Genomic DNA, 17,797 nt, shown 5'->3' with positions numbered 1-17,797 from the left:
GATAGGGTGGTATCTATTTACTTTTCCGGTTCTCGAATTCGATCTTGCCCTGGGTCTTTTCTGGGTTGTTCCAGCAGGATTTTAATCTTTTGTTTTAGAGGCGGTTGAATAAGCTGGGGCACTACTCATCGCATAAGGATTTGCGAAAATGACTGTACTTTATTCGGATTATTTCGCTGAGAAAGTGCCAGCCCTGATAAAAAATGCTTCGGCTTCAAGGTTGGCATCGGTTACGCAACTGACGCCCGGTTTTCCGGACTGGTACATCAAGGCATCGGCGATTGATCGTCAATACTTGCAACAACTCATACAGGAGCGCTGGCGTTTACAAGATGTTGTTTCTGATGCGGTCGGTAATCTGCAAACCGACATCAATGAGTTTGCCAAGCCGTTACTGACCCAAGCCCTCAGCGACGAGCTGAACGTCGAACTGGATGTCAGCACGACTTCATTGCGCCTCTATGTTCCCGCCCCGCTCGGCATTGGCCTCGACACCCAGGCCAGCCGGCTCAGGCAATCGTCGTTGCTGGAAGCCGCCCTGCATAACTTTGAGTTGTCTGAAACCCTCGAAGGCGCCTTTCGCGACGGTTCAGGCATTTTCATCAAAGACTCTGAGGGGGAACTTCAGCGTCATGAGTGCAGTGTCGAAAAGTTCACCGCGTTGTGTCGCAAACTCGATATCGGCGCGCAGTATCAGCAACACATCAAGTCTCTGCTCAAGCCAGCTGTCACTGCCGATCGACAACTACTTGAACAACGGTTCATGGCCCATGAAAGGGCTGCTTTCAGTGAGTCCATGCTCATTGCGCTATTAAAAAACGATATCGACTCCTATACCTTCGGAAAACTGATCGAGCTGCGGGATGACCAGGACAGCATCCTGTACGAGGGCCGTCCATTGCAATGTCACCGGCTCTCATTGATGGGCACGCGGCTGACGGGCATTGTGCTGTTCAGTGCGCTGGCCGATCCCACGCTAATAAAACAGGCTCTCGAGGAGCTGGTTCCGGAGCAGCTGCAACACCTGATCGACTGGTCTCGTCGCCTGAAAATTTTGCCGGGGTATGAATATGACCAGTTCAAGACACTCCAGGCCTTTTTTGCCAATGGCCCGACCGGGGTGGTCGAGGAAATGGTTCGCCGTAACGATATCCATGAACAAAGTCGGCTGGACGGGACATTGATCGCCTACATCCCCGGCGACCCGGATCATCCGCTCAGGCAATACGACTCTTTCACCGACTTCATGAAGGAACTGACGAGCCAGTTGCGCTCGGCTCAGTACCAGGAGTTCTTCAGCCGGTTCGTGCCGCACAAGGACAAAGGGCGCTTCTTTGCACGGGTCAACGAGCGCTTCAGCACCTTTACCTGGACACAGCGCGAGCCGCTGGACATGGGCCCGTGGTGGCGCGAGACCGCCGTCGAGAACCCGGATGCCGAACCCATCACCAACCTGATCGAAGGCGATTTCTGGGGGCATTTCTGTGCCTGGCGCAGAGACAAGGCGATTGCCGATGCGCGACAGATCGCCGTACCCACGGGCGATGAAGACGCCACCGCGCGCTGGAAACGCCTGACCAGTTACCTGGACATTGGCTGGAACCTGTTCAACTTCGGCGCCATGTTGGTGCCGGGATTAGGCGAAGCCGTGCTGGCGGTGATGGTCGGCCAGATGATGCTTGAGACCCTGGAGGGTATCGAAGACTGGAGCAAAGGCGACAAGGAAGAGGCCGCGTCTCATCTCACCGCGGTTCTGATCAATTTCGCCCAACTGGCACTCATGGGCGCCGGGCATGTGTTACCAGGCGGCACGCCGGTGGCGGTCAAAGTGTCGCCTTTTATCGACCAACTGAAAAAGGTCGAGCTGCCTGATGGCAAAACCCGTCTGTGGAACCCTGATCTGAGTCCCTACGATCACAAAGTGTCGTTGCCCAACGACTCCAAACCCAACGAACGAGGACTGCATCGACACAACGGCCAGGACATCCTGGCACTGGATGGCAGGCATCTTGAGGTCAAGGAAGATCCGCAGACCGGTCAACCGCGACTCAGGCACCCGAACCGGCCGACAGCCTATCAGCCAAGAGTGGAACATAACGGTGCCGGTGCCTGGCACACCGAGCTCGATCGCCCGGTCGAGTGGGACAAGACCGAACTGATGCGGCGTCTGGGCCCTTCTGTCGATGCATTTTCCGATCAGACGCTGGAACAGATCCGTATCGCCAGCGGTGTCCAGGAAGATGTGCTGCGCAAGCTGCAAGTAGAGACACAGCCGCCACCGGCGGTGTTGGCCGACACCCTCAAGCGCTTCAAGGCGTATGCCGATGTGCGCACGCTGGTGGATCAAATACGGCTCAATCAGGTCGCGCCGCAATGGGCGGATCACCTGCCACCCTTGATGACAGAATTGCCGCGATGGCCCGAGTACAAAGCCATCGAGCTGTTCCGCGGGCCGGAGTTGTGGGGCGATTCCATCGTGCACGGCAACCAGAAAACTGTGCCTGCACACCGCGTGAAGCTGACTTTTGCGCAATTGAAGGCCGGCGAATTATCTGATCGCGTGCTGGACGCTTTCAGCGAAGAGGAGATCCAGCAGGTACTCGGTCGGGATATCGGCGAAGACCGGCAGGTGCAAATCGATGCCTTGCAGGAACGTCTGGCCATGTACTCAGAGGAGCAGAAAAAGCGACTCTTCGAGTCATTCTACAAGCACGCAGCGGTCGAGACCGACGCTAACGTGGCCTGGCTTCAGGACGCATTCCCGCAACTGCCGACCAGTGTCGCCAGGGAGCTGTTGGCGCAAGCCTCGCCAGAGGAACTGGCGGTGATGGCCGAGCGCAAGCGCGTACCGTTGCATCTCAAACATCAGGCTCGGGCGGCGTTGCTGGAGGTGCGGCTGAACCGCGCTTATGAGGGGCTTTTCCACGATGAACTGCAAGACCCGGACACTGAGCGCCTGGTTCTGCGAACGCTTGAGTCGCTGCCGGGCTGGTCTGCAGACGTGCGTATCGAGGTGCGCAACGGTACCGCGACAGGCGCGCTGGATGACAGTATCGGCGCGGCTGACGCCCCCATCCGCAAGGTGCTGGTCAAGAACGAAGAGGGTCTGTATGAGGCGCGCAATGCAGACGATCATGAGCTTCACGGCCCGGATAACTTCTTTGCCGCTGCCCTGCATGCCTTGCCCGATGCCGAACGCGAAGCGCTGGGCTATCAGATCAATCAATGGGAAACCCTCAAGCAATCCGTTCTGCGTTCTCCACTGAGCCACGACAGGTTCAGGTCGATCCTGGCGGACAATCCTTTGCGAAAACCGAAGTACGATCCCGATACCATGAAGTTGCGGGGGGGTATGCAAGGCTTCTCCCAACAACTTCGTCGAGTCGGCGGCCACCTGACTGCGCAAGCACGGCTCCAGTCGCTTCGCCCCGGCTGGAGCGAAACCGACATTCAAACCTTTCTGGAGCACAGCGACAGCGGGAGCACACCCGAGGAGCGAGTGGGGGCTCTTGAAGCCGAGTTCAATCAACTCAACAGCAGCTTTCGACGCTGGCTGGATTCACCCCTCGACTCGTTCAGCCTGAGCGCGGATGGCGTTTCACAATGGCAGTCGCGCAATAGTGTCTACAGGGCGATCAGAAGCTGCTGGCAACGCAACTGCCCCGTGGAGCTCGACGCCATGGGAAACCAGCGTGGATGGATCCTTGATCTAAGCAACATGCCCATGGGGCGGCATCTGGAAACGATGCCCAGGCTGCAAGCCAGTTTTGAGCATGTCACCCAGCTGAATCTGGCTGATACCGGATTGACCGATGCCCATGCCGGGTTTATCGAGCATTTCCCAAGACTGCGTTCCCTGAACATGAACAACAATGGCCTGACCCGCCTGCCAACTGCAGTAGGTCGCATGCAATCGCTGATCGCGCTGTACCTGGGCCACAACCGGATCGAATTGACGGTAGAGGCCGCGAACGCGCTGCGCGACCTCATCCGGCTCGAATCCATCGACCTGCGGGGCAATCCTCTGGGCCGGGTGCCGGACATCGGTCGTATGCCTTTGCTGCACACGTTGATCCTGGCGGACACCGGGATCAATACCTGGCCCGCGGGCCTGTTTTCCTTGCCGCGTTTGCGGCATTTGTTCGTGAACCTGCAGCGCAATGTCATCAGCGTTGTGCCTGAGGTGGTACCCGGTTCCGGGGAGGCGGAGTTGCTGGCGAGGACGTTGTTGAACCGAGAGCCGGAGTGGCTATCGCCAGAAAACCTGAATCAGCTCAGGGATTACACCCACTCCGTGGGCCTGGACCCTGATCGGCCTTATCCGTCCCGTGGCGTGCGCGACAGTCTCGACTGGGAGGCAGGCATGACGCGAGCGCAATGGGTTGACCGCCAGCCAATATGGAATGAGGTGGAAGATGAGATCGGTTCAGTGCCGTTTTTCGATCACATCAGACTGCTCACCCAATCCAGCCACTTTCAAAATGACCGAGCCTTCAGGGTGGATTTGACGGCCAAGCTCTGGCGAATGCTGGAGGCCATGGAAAAGAACAGCGAACTGCGCAAGCAGATTTTCACCATGGCGCGAGAGCCGATCAACTGTGTCGACGCCGGGGCGGCGCTGTTCAATGCCATGGGCCTTGAAGTGCTGATTCACGAAGCCTACGAGCTGGCCAATCCGAGCCTGGTCGAAGCCGAACTGGTGTCGCTGGCCAGGGGCAAATCCCGTCTGGATGAGCTGAGCCGCATCGCCCATAAGGAAATTGCCCGGCGACTGGAGAGCGGTGACAGCTTCATGCGGCTCGATGCGCAAGGAGTGGTCACCGGGTCCATCGATGAAGTCGAGACTCACCTGGCGTACATGACGGACCTCGCAAGCCGGCTGGATCTTCCATGGCAATCGCGGGACTTGCAATTCAGAGCCCTGTCGGGTGTCACCCAGGCGATGATCGATGACGCCTGCGCCCGTGTGCTGGCGCTGGAGGAGGGTGATTTGCTACGCGATTCGATTGTCGAACAGCCCTTCTGGGCCTCTTACATCCAGGGTTCCAATCGCGCTGCATTCAAGGCCATCCGGCGTCGACTCGATGCGACAACCGAGTTTTACATGGCGCTGGAGAGACGGGCGACCGAGTCTCTTTCCGTGCAGGAAAAAGCCCGGTTGAAAGAGGAAATCAGGGTGCTTGCGGCAGAACTCGGCAAGCCGGAAAGTGCGATCGCCCCCGGATGCGTCATGACCACCGAGGAGTATGAAACGGAAATGAACCTGCTCAATGCGCAGAGGCTGACGTTGCTCAAGACCCTGACCCAACAGGCGATGGACCGGGCAAAACTGCAACGGGTAGAAATCCCTTTCACCGTGAAACCCTGATGGTTGTTCCGGCATGAAGACTGACGACCTTCGTGCCGGCCCACCAAGTCGTACATAAGGATATGTACCATGCGAAGCAACCACCAAAGCACCCCGGAAACGAGGGCAATGTCACAGCCAGGATGCTGGATGAGGCATACGCCAAGGTCGTGGCGCTGGACGGTTCTGCTGAAGAGTTTCAGTCGCTGGTGGCAAAAGACTTCTGGAAGGACTTCGTGACGAACAAATACCGGCCGCCATTCGAAGCGCAGCGCGAACCTTATCAGGATCGCCTGGCCAATTTGCGAGACAGCCAGCAGGCTGGGGAATTGTCAGAGGCGCAGTACGAGGCGCAATCCGACGAACTGGACGCTCAGCTCCAGATCGAAGAGGCGTCGCTGATCGAGAAGCTCACTCGCGAGGAGTTGACGAGGCACCCGCTCTGATGTTGCAGCCGTAGCCAACCGACGAACAAAGGCCTGGATCTGCGCAAGCATCCAGGCCTTTTTCTTTGCCCGCTCAACCGATCAGAACAGGAAATAACGCTGGGCCATCGGCAACACGTCCGCCGGTTCGCACCACAGCAAAATGCCGTCCGCCTTGACCTGATAAGTCTGCGGATCGACCTCGATCTCTGGCAGGTAATCGTTGTGGATCAGGTCGGTCTTCTGCACCTCGCGGCAACCCTTGACCACGGCGATTTTCTTCTTCAAACCCAGGGCTTCGGCAAGCCCGGCCTCCTGCGCCGCCTGGCTGATAAAGGTCAGGCTGGTGGCGTGCAGCGAGCCGCCATAACTGGCGAACATCGGACGGTAGTGCACAGGTTGCGGCGTTGGAATCGAGGCGTTGGCATCCCCCATCAGGCTGGCCGCGATGGCGCCGCCCTTGAGGATCAGCGTTGGCTTGACCCCGAAGAACGCCGGGCGCCAGAGCACCAGGTCAGCCCATTTACCCACCTCGATCGAGCCCACTTCATGGCTGATGCCATGGGTGATCGCCGGGTTGATCGTGTACTTGGCGATGTAACGTTTGGCGCGGAAGTTGTCGTTGCCTTCACCGTCCTGGGGCAACGGGCCGCGCTGCTTTTTCATCTTGTCGGCGGTTTGCCAGGTGCGCGTGATCACTTCACCGACGCGGCCCATGGCCTGGCTGTCGGAGCTGATCATCGAGAACGCGCCGAGGTCGTGGAGGATGTCTTCGGCGGCGATGGTTTCGCGGCGGATGCGGCTTTCGGCGAAGGCCACGTCCTCGGCAATGCTCGGGTCCAGGTGGTGGCAGACCATCAGCATGTCGAGGTGTTCGTCGATGGTGTTGCGGGTGAACGGCCGGGTCGGGTTGGTCGAACTCGGCAGCACGTTGGCAAAGCCGCAGGCCTTGATGATGTCCGGCGCGTGGCCGCCGCCCGCACCTTCGGTGTGGTAGGTGTGGATGGTACGGCCCTTGAAGGCGCCGAGGGTGGTTTCGACGAAGCCCGATTCGTTGAGGGTGTCGGTGTGGATCGCCACCTGCACGTCGTACTGATCGGCGACGCTCAGGCAGTTGTCGATACTGGCCGGGGTGGTGCCCCAGTCTTCGTGGAGCTTGAGGCCAATGGCGCCGGCCTTGACCTGTTCGATCAGCGGCTCGGGCAGGCTGGCGTTGCCCTTGCCGGTCAGGCCGATGTTCATCGGGAAGGCGTCGGCGGCCTGGAGCATGCGCGCCAGGTGCCACGGCCCCGAGGTGCAGGTGGTGGCGTTGGTCCCGGTGGCAGGCCCGGTGCCGCCGCCGATCATGGTGGTGACGCCGCTCATCAGCGCTTCTTCGATCTGCTGCGGGCAGATGAAGTGGATGTGTGTGTCGATGCCGCCGGCGGTGAGGATCATGCCTTCGCCGGCGATCACTTCGGTGCTGGCGCCGATGGCGATGTCGACGTTGGGCTGGATGTCCGGGTTGCCGGCTTTGCCGATCGCGGCGATGCGCCCGTCCTTGAGGCCGACGTCCGCCTTGACGATGCCCCAGTGGTCGATGATCAGCGCGTTGGTGATCAGGGTGTCGACCACTTCGGCAGCCAACAGTTGGCTCTGGCCCTGGCCGTCACGGATAACCTTGCCGCCACCGAACTTCACTTCTTCGCCGTAGGTGGTGAAGTCTTTTTCCACTTCGACCCATAGCTCGGTGTCGGCCAGGCGGACCTTGTCACCGACGGTGGGGCCGAACATGTCGGCGTAGGCTTGTCTGGAGATTTTCATGCGCTTGCCTTGGGATTCAATTGATTTCGAGACCGCTCGCGTTGCTCGCTATCGCTGGCAAGCCAGCTCCTACAATTGGCATTCCAACATGGAAATACCAATGAAATACGATCCCTTGTAGGAGCTGGCTTGCCAGCGAAGGGGCCGGTGCGTGCACTACATAATTCAGAGGTCGCCCATGATCCGCCCGGCAAAGCCGAACACCCGCCGATGCCCGGCCAGGTCGACCAGCTCGACTTCGCGGCTTTGCCCCGGCTCGAAGCGCACGGCGGTGCCGGCGGGAATGTTCAGGCGCATGCCGCGACTGCTGGCGCGGTCGAAGGTCAGGGCGTCGTTGGTTTCGAAGAAGTGGTAGTGCGAGCCGACCTGGATCGGTCGGTCGCCGCTGTTGGCCACCTTCAAGCTGACCGTGCGGCGGCCGACGTTGAGTTCGATGTCGCCGGGCTGGATCTGGTATTCACCGGGAATCATCAATGGGCTCCCTGGAGAATCTTGTAGTAAAGGGCGGTTGGCTTGTAGAGGCCGCTCGGATCGCAGGCGTAGTCGGGGATTTCGCCGGCGCGGGTGTAACCCAGGGCCTTGTAGAAATCCTCGGCAGGGGAGCCGGCCTCGGTATCGAGGTAGAGCATGCCGCGCTTGTGCTGCAGGGCCGCCTGCTCCAGCGCACTCATCAATTGCTGGCCCAGGCCACGGCGCCTGGCGTGCTCGCGCACCAGCAGTTTCTGCACTTCGGCGCGGTTCAGGCCATTGGCTTTCTGGCACAGGGTCAGCTGTACGCTGGCCTGCACCTGCTCGTCCTTGACCACCACCCACAGCAGGACGTTGCCCTTGTTCAGGTTCTCCTGGACTTCATCGAAATAGGCGCGGGCTTGCGTCGCGTCCAGATTCGCCATGAAACCGACACTGGCGCCATAGCCGACGGCGTCGAGCAGCAAATCGATCAAACCCTGACGATAGTGCGCAAAGCTTTCAATGTTGACGCGTCGCAATTGGGCGGCGTTCATCGCGTTACTCCTTGTTGGCGGGCGGCGGTTCGGCGCCAGGATTGAGCATCAGTTGCATGAAGGTCAGGTCCAGCCAGCGACCGAACTTGGTACCGACCTGCGGCATTTGACCTGTGGTTTTGAACCCGACGCGTTCATGCAGACGAATGGAAGCGGCGTTGCCGCTTTCGATGGCGGCGACCATCACATGTTTGTCGCAAAGCCTGGCGCGCTCGATCAGCACGTCCATCAATTGTGGGCCCAGGCCATTGCCGCGCTGGTCGCTGCGCACGTAGACAGAGTGCTCGACCGTGTGGCGGAAACCATCGAACGGCCGCCAGTCACCAAACGAAGCGTAGCCCAGCACGCTGTTCTCGCCGTCGACGATCACCAGGATCGGATAAGCCTGGGATTGCCGGGCGCTGAACCAGGCCTGGCGGTTGCCGAGGTCCACGGCCTGTTCGTTCCAGATCGCCGTGGTATTGAGCACTGCATCGTTGTAGATATCGCGGATCGCCGGCAGATCGGCATGCACCGCATCGCGGATGTGATAAGTCATGGCGCGTCCTCAGGCGATGGGTTGGTGGACGGTGACCAGTTTGGTGCCGTCGGGGAAGGTGGCTTCCACCTGGATCTCCGGGATCATTTCCGGGATGCCTTCCATCACTTGTTCGCGGCTGAGCAGGGTGGTGCCAAAGTGCATCAGCTCGGCCACGGTCTGGCCGTCACGGGCGCCTTCGAGCAGCGCCGCGGAAATGTAGGCCATGGCCTCCGGATAATTGAGTTTCACGCCGCGGGCCAAACGCCGCTCGGCGACGAGGCCGGCGGTGAAGATCAGCAGCTTGTCTTTTTCGCGTGGGGTCAGGTCCATCGTTGGAATCCATCTGGGCAGATAAAAAATCGGATCTGTAAATACATCACCTGTAGGAGCTGGCTTGCCAGCGAAGCTTTTTGGCGTCATTGAGTACGCCTTCGCTGGCAAGCCAGCTCCTACAGGGGGAGCGGTGTTCAGGTGCTCCATATTCTGGGTGGCATGGCTTCTCGGCCGAGCAGTGCAGGGCGCAACAAACGCCATAAATCAATCAGCCAGCCTCGTGCCAGCAGGGCTTCATTGGCCAGGCAACGGGCTACGAGCAAACCCGGCAACTGGGTCAAATCCCCGCGCACATCATTGGTCAAAGAACGGCAACGCTCCAGCAAATCACTATCGATTTCCCCGGTCACCAGCAGGGTGGCAAACACCGGTTGCCCATCCAGCCCGATCGGCGAATCGAGCAAACCGTCACCGCCCACAATGCGCTGGCGTTCGTGCCAGAGCAACTGGCCGTCGCGGCGGATGTCCAGTTGCGCCTGGAAATGCCCGAGATCGAAACGCTCGCCGCTGGCCGGGCGCCCCAACGCCACTACATCCCAATAGAACAGCCGCGCATCACCTTGCAGGTCAATGGAGGTGCTGAGCTCGGCCCGGGCATCGCTGAAGATGATCGTCTCTTGCGGCAGCCATTCCAGTGTCGCGCCGGGGGCCACTTTCAGGTCGAGTTTCTGATAAGCCGGCCCTGTCGCGCGATACCACTTGGCCGCGCCGGGGCTGGTGATTTGCGCCCACGCCGCGCGGCCGACGCTGGCGCTGATGTCCAGCCGGTCACCACCGGCAATTCCGCCTGGCGGATGCACGATGATGTGCTGGCACACCTCGGGCCCTTCGGCATACAAGTGCTTCTGCACCCGCAGCGGGCCTTTGTGCCGTCGCTGAACCGGGCGCGTGCTGTCGCCGAAGCGGGCGTAGCCCAGCTCCAGTTCGGCATGCCAGCTCGGGGTAAACAGGGCAGTGGGAAGTGGTAGATTCATGGCTTCTAATTATCGTTAGGACGCTACAGATTAGATCGTAACCAGGCCGCGTACACCTTCGGCTTCCATGTTTTCGCCGCGGCCCTGCTGCACGATTTCGCCGCGCGACATCACCAGGTACTGATCGGCCAGTTCGGCAGCGAAGTCGTAGAACTGCTCTACCAGCAGGATTGCCATGTCACCACGGGCGGCGAGCTTTTTGATCACGGCGCCGATTTCCTTGATCACCGACGGCTGGATGCCTTCGGTGGGCTCGTCGAGGATCAGCAGGCGTGGACGGCTGGCCAGCGCCCGGCCAATCGCCAGTTGTTGCTGCTGGCCGCCGGACAAGTCGCCGCCGCGCCGTTGCTTCATCTGCAACAGCACTGGAAACAGCTCATAGATGAACGCCGGGACTTCCTTGGCTTCACTGCCGGGAAAACGCGACAGGCCCATCAGCAGGTTTTCCTCCACGGTCAGCCGGCCGAAAATTTCCCGGCCCTGGGGCACATAGGCGATGCCGGCATGCACTCGCTGGTGCGGCTTGAACGTGGTGATCGGCTTGCCCTCCCAACTCACAGCGCCGTCCTTGGCCGGCAGCAGGCCCATCAGGCACTTGAGCAAGGTGGTCTTGCCCACGCCGTTACGGCCCAGCAGGCAGGTGACTTCGCCGACCTTCACGTCAAACGTCAGGCCGCGAAGGATGTGGCTACCGCCGTAGTATTGGTGCAGCTTGTCGACTTGCAGCATTCTCAAATCCTCCTCAATCCCTTGTAGGAGCTGGCTTGCCAGCGAAGCTTTTGGCGTCATTCAGTACGCCTTCGCTGGCAAGCCAGCTCCTACAGGTTCGGTGTTCGCAAAACTCAGCGACCGAGATACACGTCGATCACCCGTTCGTTTTCCTGCACCTGTTCCAGCGACCCTTCCGCCAACACGCTGCCCTGGTGCAATACGGTGACGTGGTCGGCGATCGAACCGACGAAGCCCATGTCGTGTTCCACCACCATCAGCGAATGCTTGCCGGCCAGGGTCTTGAACAGTTCGGCGGTGAATTCGGTTTCGGCGTCGGTCATGCCGGCCACCGGTTCATCGAGCAGCAGCAGTTGCGGGTCTTGCATCAACAGCATGCCGATTTCCAGGAACTGCTTCTGGCCGTGGGACAGCAAGCCGGCGGGACGATTGACCGAAGCGGTCAGGCGAATGGTGTCGAGCACCTCGGCGATACGGTCCTTCTGTTCGCCACTCAAGCGCGCCCGCAGACTGGCCCACACCGACTTGTCGGTTTTCTGCGCCAGCTCCAGGTTCTCGAACACACTCAAGGCCTCGAACACGGTCGGTTTCTGGAACTTGCGACCAATGCCGGCCTGGGCAATCTGCACTTCGCTCATTTGCGTCAGGTCCAGGGTCTCGCCGAACCAAGCCTTACCATGACTGGGGCGGGTCTTGCCGGTGATCACGTCCATCAGCGTGGTCTTGCCCGCGCCGTTGGGCCCGATGATGCAGCGCAATTCACCGACGCCGATGTACAGGTTCAAGTCGTTCAGTGCCTTGAAACCATCGAAGCTGACGCTGATGTCTTCGAGGGTCAGGATGGTGCCGTGGCGGGTGTTCAGGCCCGGACCGGCGCGTTGGCCGAGGCCGATGACATCGCGGCTGGTGCCGGCGTCCTTGTTCGGCTCCACGGGGAAAAACGCCGGTTCGAGCATGAATTCAGCGGTCGCAGTGACTCTCATTGTTCACCTCTTTTCTTCAGCAAGCCGATCACGCCCTTGGGCAGGTACAGGGTCACGACGATGAACAGCGCGCCGAGGAAGAACAGCCAGTATTCCGGGAAGGCCACGGTGAACCAGCTCTTCATGCCATTGACCACGCCGGCGCCGAGCAACGGACCAATCAAGGTGCCGCGACCGCCGAGGGCGACCCATACAGCTGCTTCAATAGAGTTGGTCGGCGACATTTCACTTGGGTTGATGATGCCCACCTGCGGCACGTACAACGCACCGGCCAGGCCGCACAGCACCGCGCTCAACACCCACACGAACAGCTTGAATCCACGCGGGTCGTAGCCGCAGAACATCAGGCGGTTCTCCGCGTCGCGCAGGGCGGTCAGCACTCGGCCGAACTTGCTCTGCGCCAGGCGCCAACCGATGTACAGGCTGGCCACCAGCAGCAGCACCGTGGCGAAAAACAGCACCGCGCGGGTGCCAGGTTCAGTGATGCCAAAGCCGAGGATGGTGCGGAAGTTGGTGAAGCCGTTGTTGCCGCCAAACCCGGTTTCGTTGCGGAAGAACAGGAGCATGCCGGCGAAGGTCAGGGCCTGGGTCATGATCGAGAAATACACGCCCTTGATCCGCGAGCGGAAGGCGAAGAAGCCGAACACCAGCGCGAGCAATCCTGGCGCCAATACCACCAGACACATGGCCCAGAGAAAGCTGCTGGTGCCGGTCCAGTACCAGGGCAATTCGCTCCACGACAGGAACGTCATGAAGGCCGGCAAGCCATCGCCGGAGGCCTGGCGCATCAGGTACATGCCCATGGCATAACCGCCGAGGGCGAAAAACAGGCCGTGACCCAGGGACAGCAGGCCGGCATAACCCCAGACCAGGTCCAGCGCCAGGGCCACGATGGCGTAGCACAGGATCTTGCCCACCAGGGTCAGCGTGTAGGCGGAGACGTGCAGCGCACTGTCGGCTGGCAACAGCGAGAGCAGCGGCAACGCCAGCAGTAAAGCGAGGATTACAGCGCCGACGGCCATCGTGACTTTCGGGCCGGCTTTTTGTGTCGCGGTAACGAGCAGGGGCTGGTTCATCAGTCGATCACCCGTCCTTTCAGTGCGAAGAGGCCTTGCGGACGTTTCTGGATGAACAGAATGATCAGCGCGAGGATGAGGATCTTGCCGAGCACGGCACCGATTTGCGGTTCGAGAATCTTGTTGGCGATCCCAAGGCCGAACGCGGCCAGAACGCTACCGGCCAGTTGCCCGACACCGCCGAGCACCACCACCAGGAACGAGTCGATGATGTAGCTCTGACCGAGGTCCGGGCCGACGTTGCCGATCTGGCTGAGCGCCACGCCGCCGAGGCCGGCAATGCCCGAGCCGAGGCCGAAGGCGAGCATGTCGACGCGCCCGGTGGGCACGCCGCAGCAGGCCGCCATGTTGCGATTCTGGGTGACGGCGCGCACGTTCAGGCCCAGGCGCGTCCTGTTGAGCAGCAGCCAGGTCAGCACCACCACGAACAGCGCGAACGCGATGATCACAATGCGGTTGTACGGCAGCACGAGGTTGGGCAGCACCTGGATCCCGCCCGACAACCACGCCGGGTTGGCCACCTCGACGTTCTGCGCGCCGAAGACCAGGCGCACCAGCTGGATCAGCATCAGGCTGATGCCCCAGGTGGCGAGCAGGGTTTCCAGCGGGCGACCGTAGAGGTGGCGAATCACCGTACGCTCCAACGCCATGCCGATCGCTGCGGTGACGAAAAACGCCACCGGCAACGCAATCAGCGGATAGAACTCGATGGCCTGCGGGGCGAAGCGCTGGAACATCAACTGCACCACGTAGGTCGAGTAGGCACCGAGCATCAGCATCTCGCCATGGGCCATGTTGATCACACCGAGCAGGCCGAAGGTGATCGCCAGTCCCAAGGCGGCGAGCAGCAGGATCGAGCCTAGGGACATGCCGCTGAAGGCCTGGCCAAGGAGTTCGCCAACTAGCAATTTGCGTTTGACCTGGGCGAGGCTGGTTTCGGCGGCGGTGCGCACATTCGCGTCGGTTTCAACGCCCGGCTCCAGTAGATTTTCCAGGCGGGTACGGGCCAGCGGATCGCCGGTTTCGCCGAGTAAACGGATGGCGGCGAGTCGCACGGCCGGATCGGCGTCTACCAGTTGCAGATTGGCCAGGGCCAGGCTGAGGGCGGCGTGAACGCTCTCGTCCTTCTCGCCCGCCAATTGCTGGTCAAGGAATTTCAGCTGCGCGGGTTTGGCGCTTTTCTGCAATTGCTGCGCGGCGGCCAGACGGATTTTGGCGTCGGCGGCGAGCAATTGGTGGCTGGCCAATGCGGTGTCGATCAGACCTCGCAGGCGGTTGTTCAGGCGCAAGGTTTTCGGTTGGCCGTCGATGGTCAATTCGCCTTGTTGCAGGGCGTTGATCAGCTCGATTCGGGCCGGATCGGGCTGCGCGGCCCAGTTTTCCAATAGTTTGGCTTGCTGCACGGGATTGGCGGCGACGAAGACTTCGGCGTCACCGGCGTGGGAGGCCATCGGCAGCAAAAGTGCAATGGCAAGGATGAAGCGGTAAAGGGCGGTGGGCATATGTATGGCCTTGCGCGGACTAAATGTGGGAGCGGGCTTGCTCGCGAAAACGGTGTGTCAGTCACATTGATGTTGGATGTGCCGCCGTCTTCGCGAGCAAGCCCGCTCCCACAGGGATTTGTGCTGGCCTCAGGTACAGAAGCCAGCATCCAGCGATCAGTTGCTCTTCACCGCATACTCCGGCTTCTTGTCGTTGCCCGGAATGAACGGGCTCCACGGCTGGGCGCGGATCGGCCCTTCGGTCTGCCACACCACGTTGAACTGACCGTCGGCCTGGATCTCGCCGATCATCACCGGCTTGTGCAGGTGGTGGTTGGTCTTGTCCATGGTCAGGGTGTAGCCCGACGGCGCGGCAAAGGTCTGGCCGCCCAGGGCTTCGCGGACCTTGTCGACGTCGGTGGACTTGGCTTTTTCAGCGGCCTGCGCCCACATGTGGATGCCGACGTAAGTGGCTTCCATCGGGTCGTTGGTCACGGCTTTGTCGGCACCCGGCAGGTTGTGTTTCTTCGCGTAGGCTTTCCAGTCGGCGACGAATTTCTTGTTCGCCGGGTTCTCCACCGACTCGAAGTAGTTCCACGCCGCCAGGTTGCCCACCAGTGGCTTGGTGTCGATGCCGCGCAGTTCTTCTTCGCCCACCGAGAACGCCACGACCGGCACGTCGGTGGCTTTCAGGCCCTGGTTCGCCAGTTCCTTGTAGAACGGCACGTTGGAGTCGCCATTGACGGTCGAGATGACCGCGGTCTTGCCGCCGGCCGAGAACTTCTTGATGTTGGCGACGATGGTCTGGTAGTCGCTGTGACCGAACGGGGTATAGACCTCTTCGATGTCCTTGTCGGCCACGCCTTTGGAGTGCAGGAACGAACGCAGGATCTTGTTGGTGGTGCGCGGGTAGACGTAGTCGGTGCCCAGCAGGAAGTAGCGCTTGGCGCCGCCACCTTCTTCGCTCATCAGGTATTCAACCGCCGGGATCGCCTGCTGGTTTGGCGCGGCACCGGTGTAGAACACGTTCGGCGACATCTCTTCGCCTTCGTACTGCACCGGGTAGAACAGCAGGCCGTTGAGTTCTTCGAACACCGGCAACACCGATTTGCGCGAGACCGAAGTCCAGCATCCGAACACCACGGCGACCTTGTCCTGGGTCAGCAGCTGCCGGCCTTTCTCGGCGAACAACGGCCAGTTCGACGCCGGGTCCACCACCACCGCTTCGAGCATCTTGCCGTTCACGCCACCCTTGGCGTTGATCTCGTCGATGGTCATCAGCGCCATGTCCTTGAGCGACGTCTCGGAGATCGCCATGGTGCCGGACAACGAATGCAGGATACCGACCTTGATGGTCGCGGCGGCCTGGACTGTCCAGGTCATGCCCATCGCGGCAATGCTTGCCGTGAGTGTGAAAGCCTTGATCAAGCTGCGACGCTTCATTGTGCGATCTCCATGAACTTATGAATTTTTTGATTGGCAGATGCGGACTACTGAAGAGGCTTTAGCAAAGGCTGTGCCCGGTCGGAAAAAGGCAGGGAAATGTCGTGTTAGAGCGGTTGTGCGGATATTTTGCGCACCATCAAGGCACGCGGCGGACGTGCTGGTGCGTTGAGATGCGCCAGATTGGGGCGTGATGAGGAGGGAGGACGGGCAAGCACGGTTCGTTGCTTGCCCAGGTATCGCTCAGGCTGCCGAATCGGGTTCAGCTTGCCGGTTGAGGCGTCCCAACAGGAGCTTGTCCAGCACCCACACCACCACCAGTGATGCCCCCACCAAGGGGAAAGCTACGGCCAGGGCGAACATGATCACCATCGCGGTTTTCCATTTCGGCAGGTCGTGACGCAGCGGCGGCACACCGAATTTGCCTTGCGGACGACGCTTCCACCAGATCACCACGCCGCTGACCGCACTGAGCAGAATCATCAGGCAGATCAGCAGGACGATGATCTGGTTGAGCGTGCCGAACATCTTGCCTTCGTGCAGCATCACGCCGATTTCCGTGGCGCGGGCGACGGCGCCGTAGTGCTCGTAACGTACGTCGGCGAGCACGTTGCCAGTGTATTGATCGACATGCAGGGTGGCGTCGTTGCGTGGGTCATCGGCGAACACGGCGATGGTGAACACGCCGGTGGCCGTGGTCGGGAACGTGATGCTGTAGCCGGGCTCGACCTTGCGTTGCACGGCGATGTTCTGCACGTCCTGCAGGCTGATGGTCGGCGCGGCCGGACCGGATGGCGCTGCACCGTGGGCCATGTGTTCGGCGTGGTCGCCGGACATGGGCATCGGTGTATTTTCCATGGCCCACGGCACGGTCTGGCGGGTGGCGCTGTTTAGACTGCGCGCTTCGACGTCGGACTTGGGCACGTTATCCCACATCGCTGCCGGAAAGACGTTCCAGACGGCGGCGTACTGTTGGCCCCAGAAGCCGGTCCAGGTCATGCCGCTTAGCAGCATTACCAGCAGCAATGAGGCGCCCCAGAAACCGGTGACGGCGTGCAGGTCACGCCACAGCACCCGGCCTCGACTGCTCAGGCGTGGCCAGAGAATGCCCGCGGCCTGACCACGTGGCCACCACAGGAACACCCCGGACACCACCAGCACCACCCCCCAACCCGCGGCCAGTTCCACCAGTCGGTCACCGACGGTGCCGATCATCAGCTCGCCATGAATCGCCCGCGCGACCGCCTGCAGGTTCTTCTTGGCGTCTTGTTCGCCGAGGATGTCGCCGTGGTAAGGGTCGACGAACACGTTCAGCTCGGTACCTTCGTTGAGCACGACAAACTGGGCACTGCGCTCGGCGTTGATCGGCGGCAGGTACTGTTTGATCGTGCCTTGTGGATACGCGTCTTTCACCCGCTTGAGCAGGTCGTCGGCTGGAACGGTGTGGTGGCCGGCCGGGACGTTGAGCAGGCTGCTGTACATCAATGAATCGAGCTGCGGCTTGAACAGGTAGATGGTGCCGGTCAGCGCCAGCATCACCATGAATGGCGCAACGAACAATCCGGCATAGAAATGCCAGCGCCAGGCCAGGTTGTAGAAATTCACTTTGGGCTGTTTCATCACGTGTGCTCCGCTTGGCTTGGATCTTTTAGTTGTTTGTTTGCGGTTGCTGCGCAACC

General features: G+C 60.7%; 14 protein-coding genes. 2 read left to right on the top strand and 12 right to left on the bottom strand.

Features of this window, described 5'->3' with window-relative positions:
• Window positions 1–148 precede the first annotated feature (148 nt).
• Together ACM6I6_RS20735 and ACM6I6_RS20730 are read left to right on the top strand one after the other, a co-directional pair.
• Window positions 149–5,368: an NEL-type E3 ubiquitin ligase domain-containing protein gene (locus ACM6I6_RS20735; RefSeq protein ID WP_414920657.1), complete on the top strand. Its 5,220-nt coding sequence runs from the start codon at window positions 149–151 to the stop codon at window positions 5,366–5,368.
• Window positions 5,369–5,430: 62 nt separating this feature from the next.
• A complete protein-coding gene (locus ACM6I6_RS20730; RefSeq protein WP_406591823.1) occupies window positions 5,431–5,793 on the top strand; it encodes a hypothetical protein in 363 nt (120 codons plus the stop codon).
• An 81-nt stretch (window positions 5,794–5,874) separates the two neighbouring features.
• Here the strand turns inward: ACM6I6_RS20730 and ureC are convergent, their stop codons facing one another.
• From ureC to ACM6I6_RS20670, 12 genes are all read right to left on the bottom strand, one after another.
• Window positions 5,875–7,575, bottom strand: a complete 1,701-nt coding sequence (gene ureC, locus ACM6I6_RS20725; RefSeq protein WP_274077513.1) for an urease subunit alpha — start codon at window positions 7,573–7,575, stop codon at window positions 5,875–5,877.
• Window positions 7,576–7,740: 165 nt separating this feature from the next.
• The gene (locus ACM6I6_RS20720) at window positions 7,741–8,046 is read right to left on the bottom strand and encodes an urease subunit beta (protein WP_046819725.1); all 306 of its coding nucleotides are present in this window, start codon (window positions 8,044–8,046) and stop codon (window positions 7,741–7,743) included.
• Window positions 8,046–8,579, bottom strand: a complete 534-nt coding sequence (locus ACM6I6_RS20715; RefSeq protein ID WP_274077512.1) for a GNAT family N-acetyltransferase — start codon at window positions 8,577–8,579, stop codon at window positions 8,046–8,048. The genes ACM6I6_RS20720 and ACM6I6_RS20715 overlap by 1 nt, the downstream gene beginning before the upstream one ends.
• 4 nt (window positions 8,580–8,583) lie before the next feature.
• A complete protein-coding gene (locus ACM6I6_RS20710; protein ID WP_274077511.1) occupies window positions 8,584–9,117 on the bottom strand; it encodes a GNAT family N-acetyltransferase in 534 nt (177 codons plus the stop codon).
• A gap of 9 nt (window positions 9,118–9,126) precedes the next feature.
• Window positions 9,127–9,429 carry an urease subunit gamma gene (ureA, locus tag ACM6I6_RS20705; protein ID WP_007907366.1) on the bottom strand — a complete coding sequence of 101 codons (303 nt, stop codon included), beginning with the start codon at window positions 9,427–9,429 and terminating at the stop codon, window positions 9,127–9,129.
• Window positions 9,430–9,566: 137 nt separating this feature from the next.
• The gene (locus ACM6I6_RS20700; protein WP_406591820.1) at window positions 9,567–10,406 is read right to left on the bottom strand and encodes an urease accessory protein UreD; all 840 of its coding nucleotides are present in this window, start codon (window positions 10,404–10,406) and stop codon (window positions 9,567–9,569) included.
• 30 nt (window positions 10,407–10,436) lie between these two features.
• Entirely contained in the window at window positions 10,437–11,135 is a 699-nt protein-coding gene (urtE, locus tag ACM6I6_RS20695; protein WP_274077509.1) for an urea ABC transporter ATP-binding subunit UrtE, read from the bottom strand.
• Window positions 11,136–11,248: 113 nt separating this feature from the next.
• Complete coding sequence (gene urtD, locus ACM6I6_RS20690; protein ID WP_274077508.1) at window positions 11,249–12,118, bottom strand: urea ABC transporter ATP-binding protein UrtD; 870 nt, start codon at window positions 12,116–12,118, stop codon at window positions 11,249–11,251.
• Window positions 12,115–13,194: an urea ABC transporter permease subunit UrtC gene (gene urtC, locus ACM6I6_RS20685; protein WP_406591819.1), complete on the bottom strand. Its 1,080-nt coding sequence runs from the start codon at window positions 13,192–13,194 to the stop codon at window positions 12,115–12,117. The genes urtD and urtC overlap by 4 nt, the downstream gene beginning before the upstream one ends.
• The gene (gene urtB / locus ACM6I6_RS20680; RefSeq protein WP_414920656.1) at window positions 13,194–14,696 is read right to left on the bottom strand and encodes an urea ABC transporter permease subunit UrtB; all 1,503 of its coding nucleotides are present in this window, start codon (window positions 14,694–14,696) and stop codon (window positions 13,194–13,196) included. Before urtB ends, urtC begins: the two co-directional genes overlap by 1 nt.
• Before the next feature lie 156 nt (window positions 14,697–14,852).
• The gene (gene urtA / locus ACM6I6_RS20675; RefSeq protein WP_414920655.1) at window positions 14,853–16,118 is read right to left on the bottom strand and encodes an urea ABC transporter substrate-binding protein; all 1,266 of its coding nucleotides are present in this window, start codon (window positions 16,116–16,118) and stop codon (window positions 14,853–14,855) included.
• 243 nt (window positions 16,119–16,361) lie between these two features.
• Window positions 16,362–17,738, bottom strand: coding sequence for a PepSY-associated TM helix domain-containing protein (locus ACM6I6_RS20670; protein WP_274077505.1), 1,377 nt, complete (start codon window positions 17,736–17,738; stop codon window positions 16,362–16,364).
• Window positions 17,739–17,797: the final 59 nt, after the last annotated feature.

The sequence above is a fragment of the Pseudomonas sp. IT-P218 genome, from assembly GCF_949767605.1.
Lineage (GTDB): Bacteria > Pseudomonadota > Gammaproteobacteria > Pseudomonadales > Pseudomonadaceae > Aquipseudomonas > Aquipseudomonas putida_AE.
Note: the sequence above shows the minus strand (reverse complement) of the source record. Positions and strands in the feature narration are given on the sequence as shown.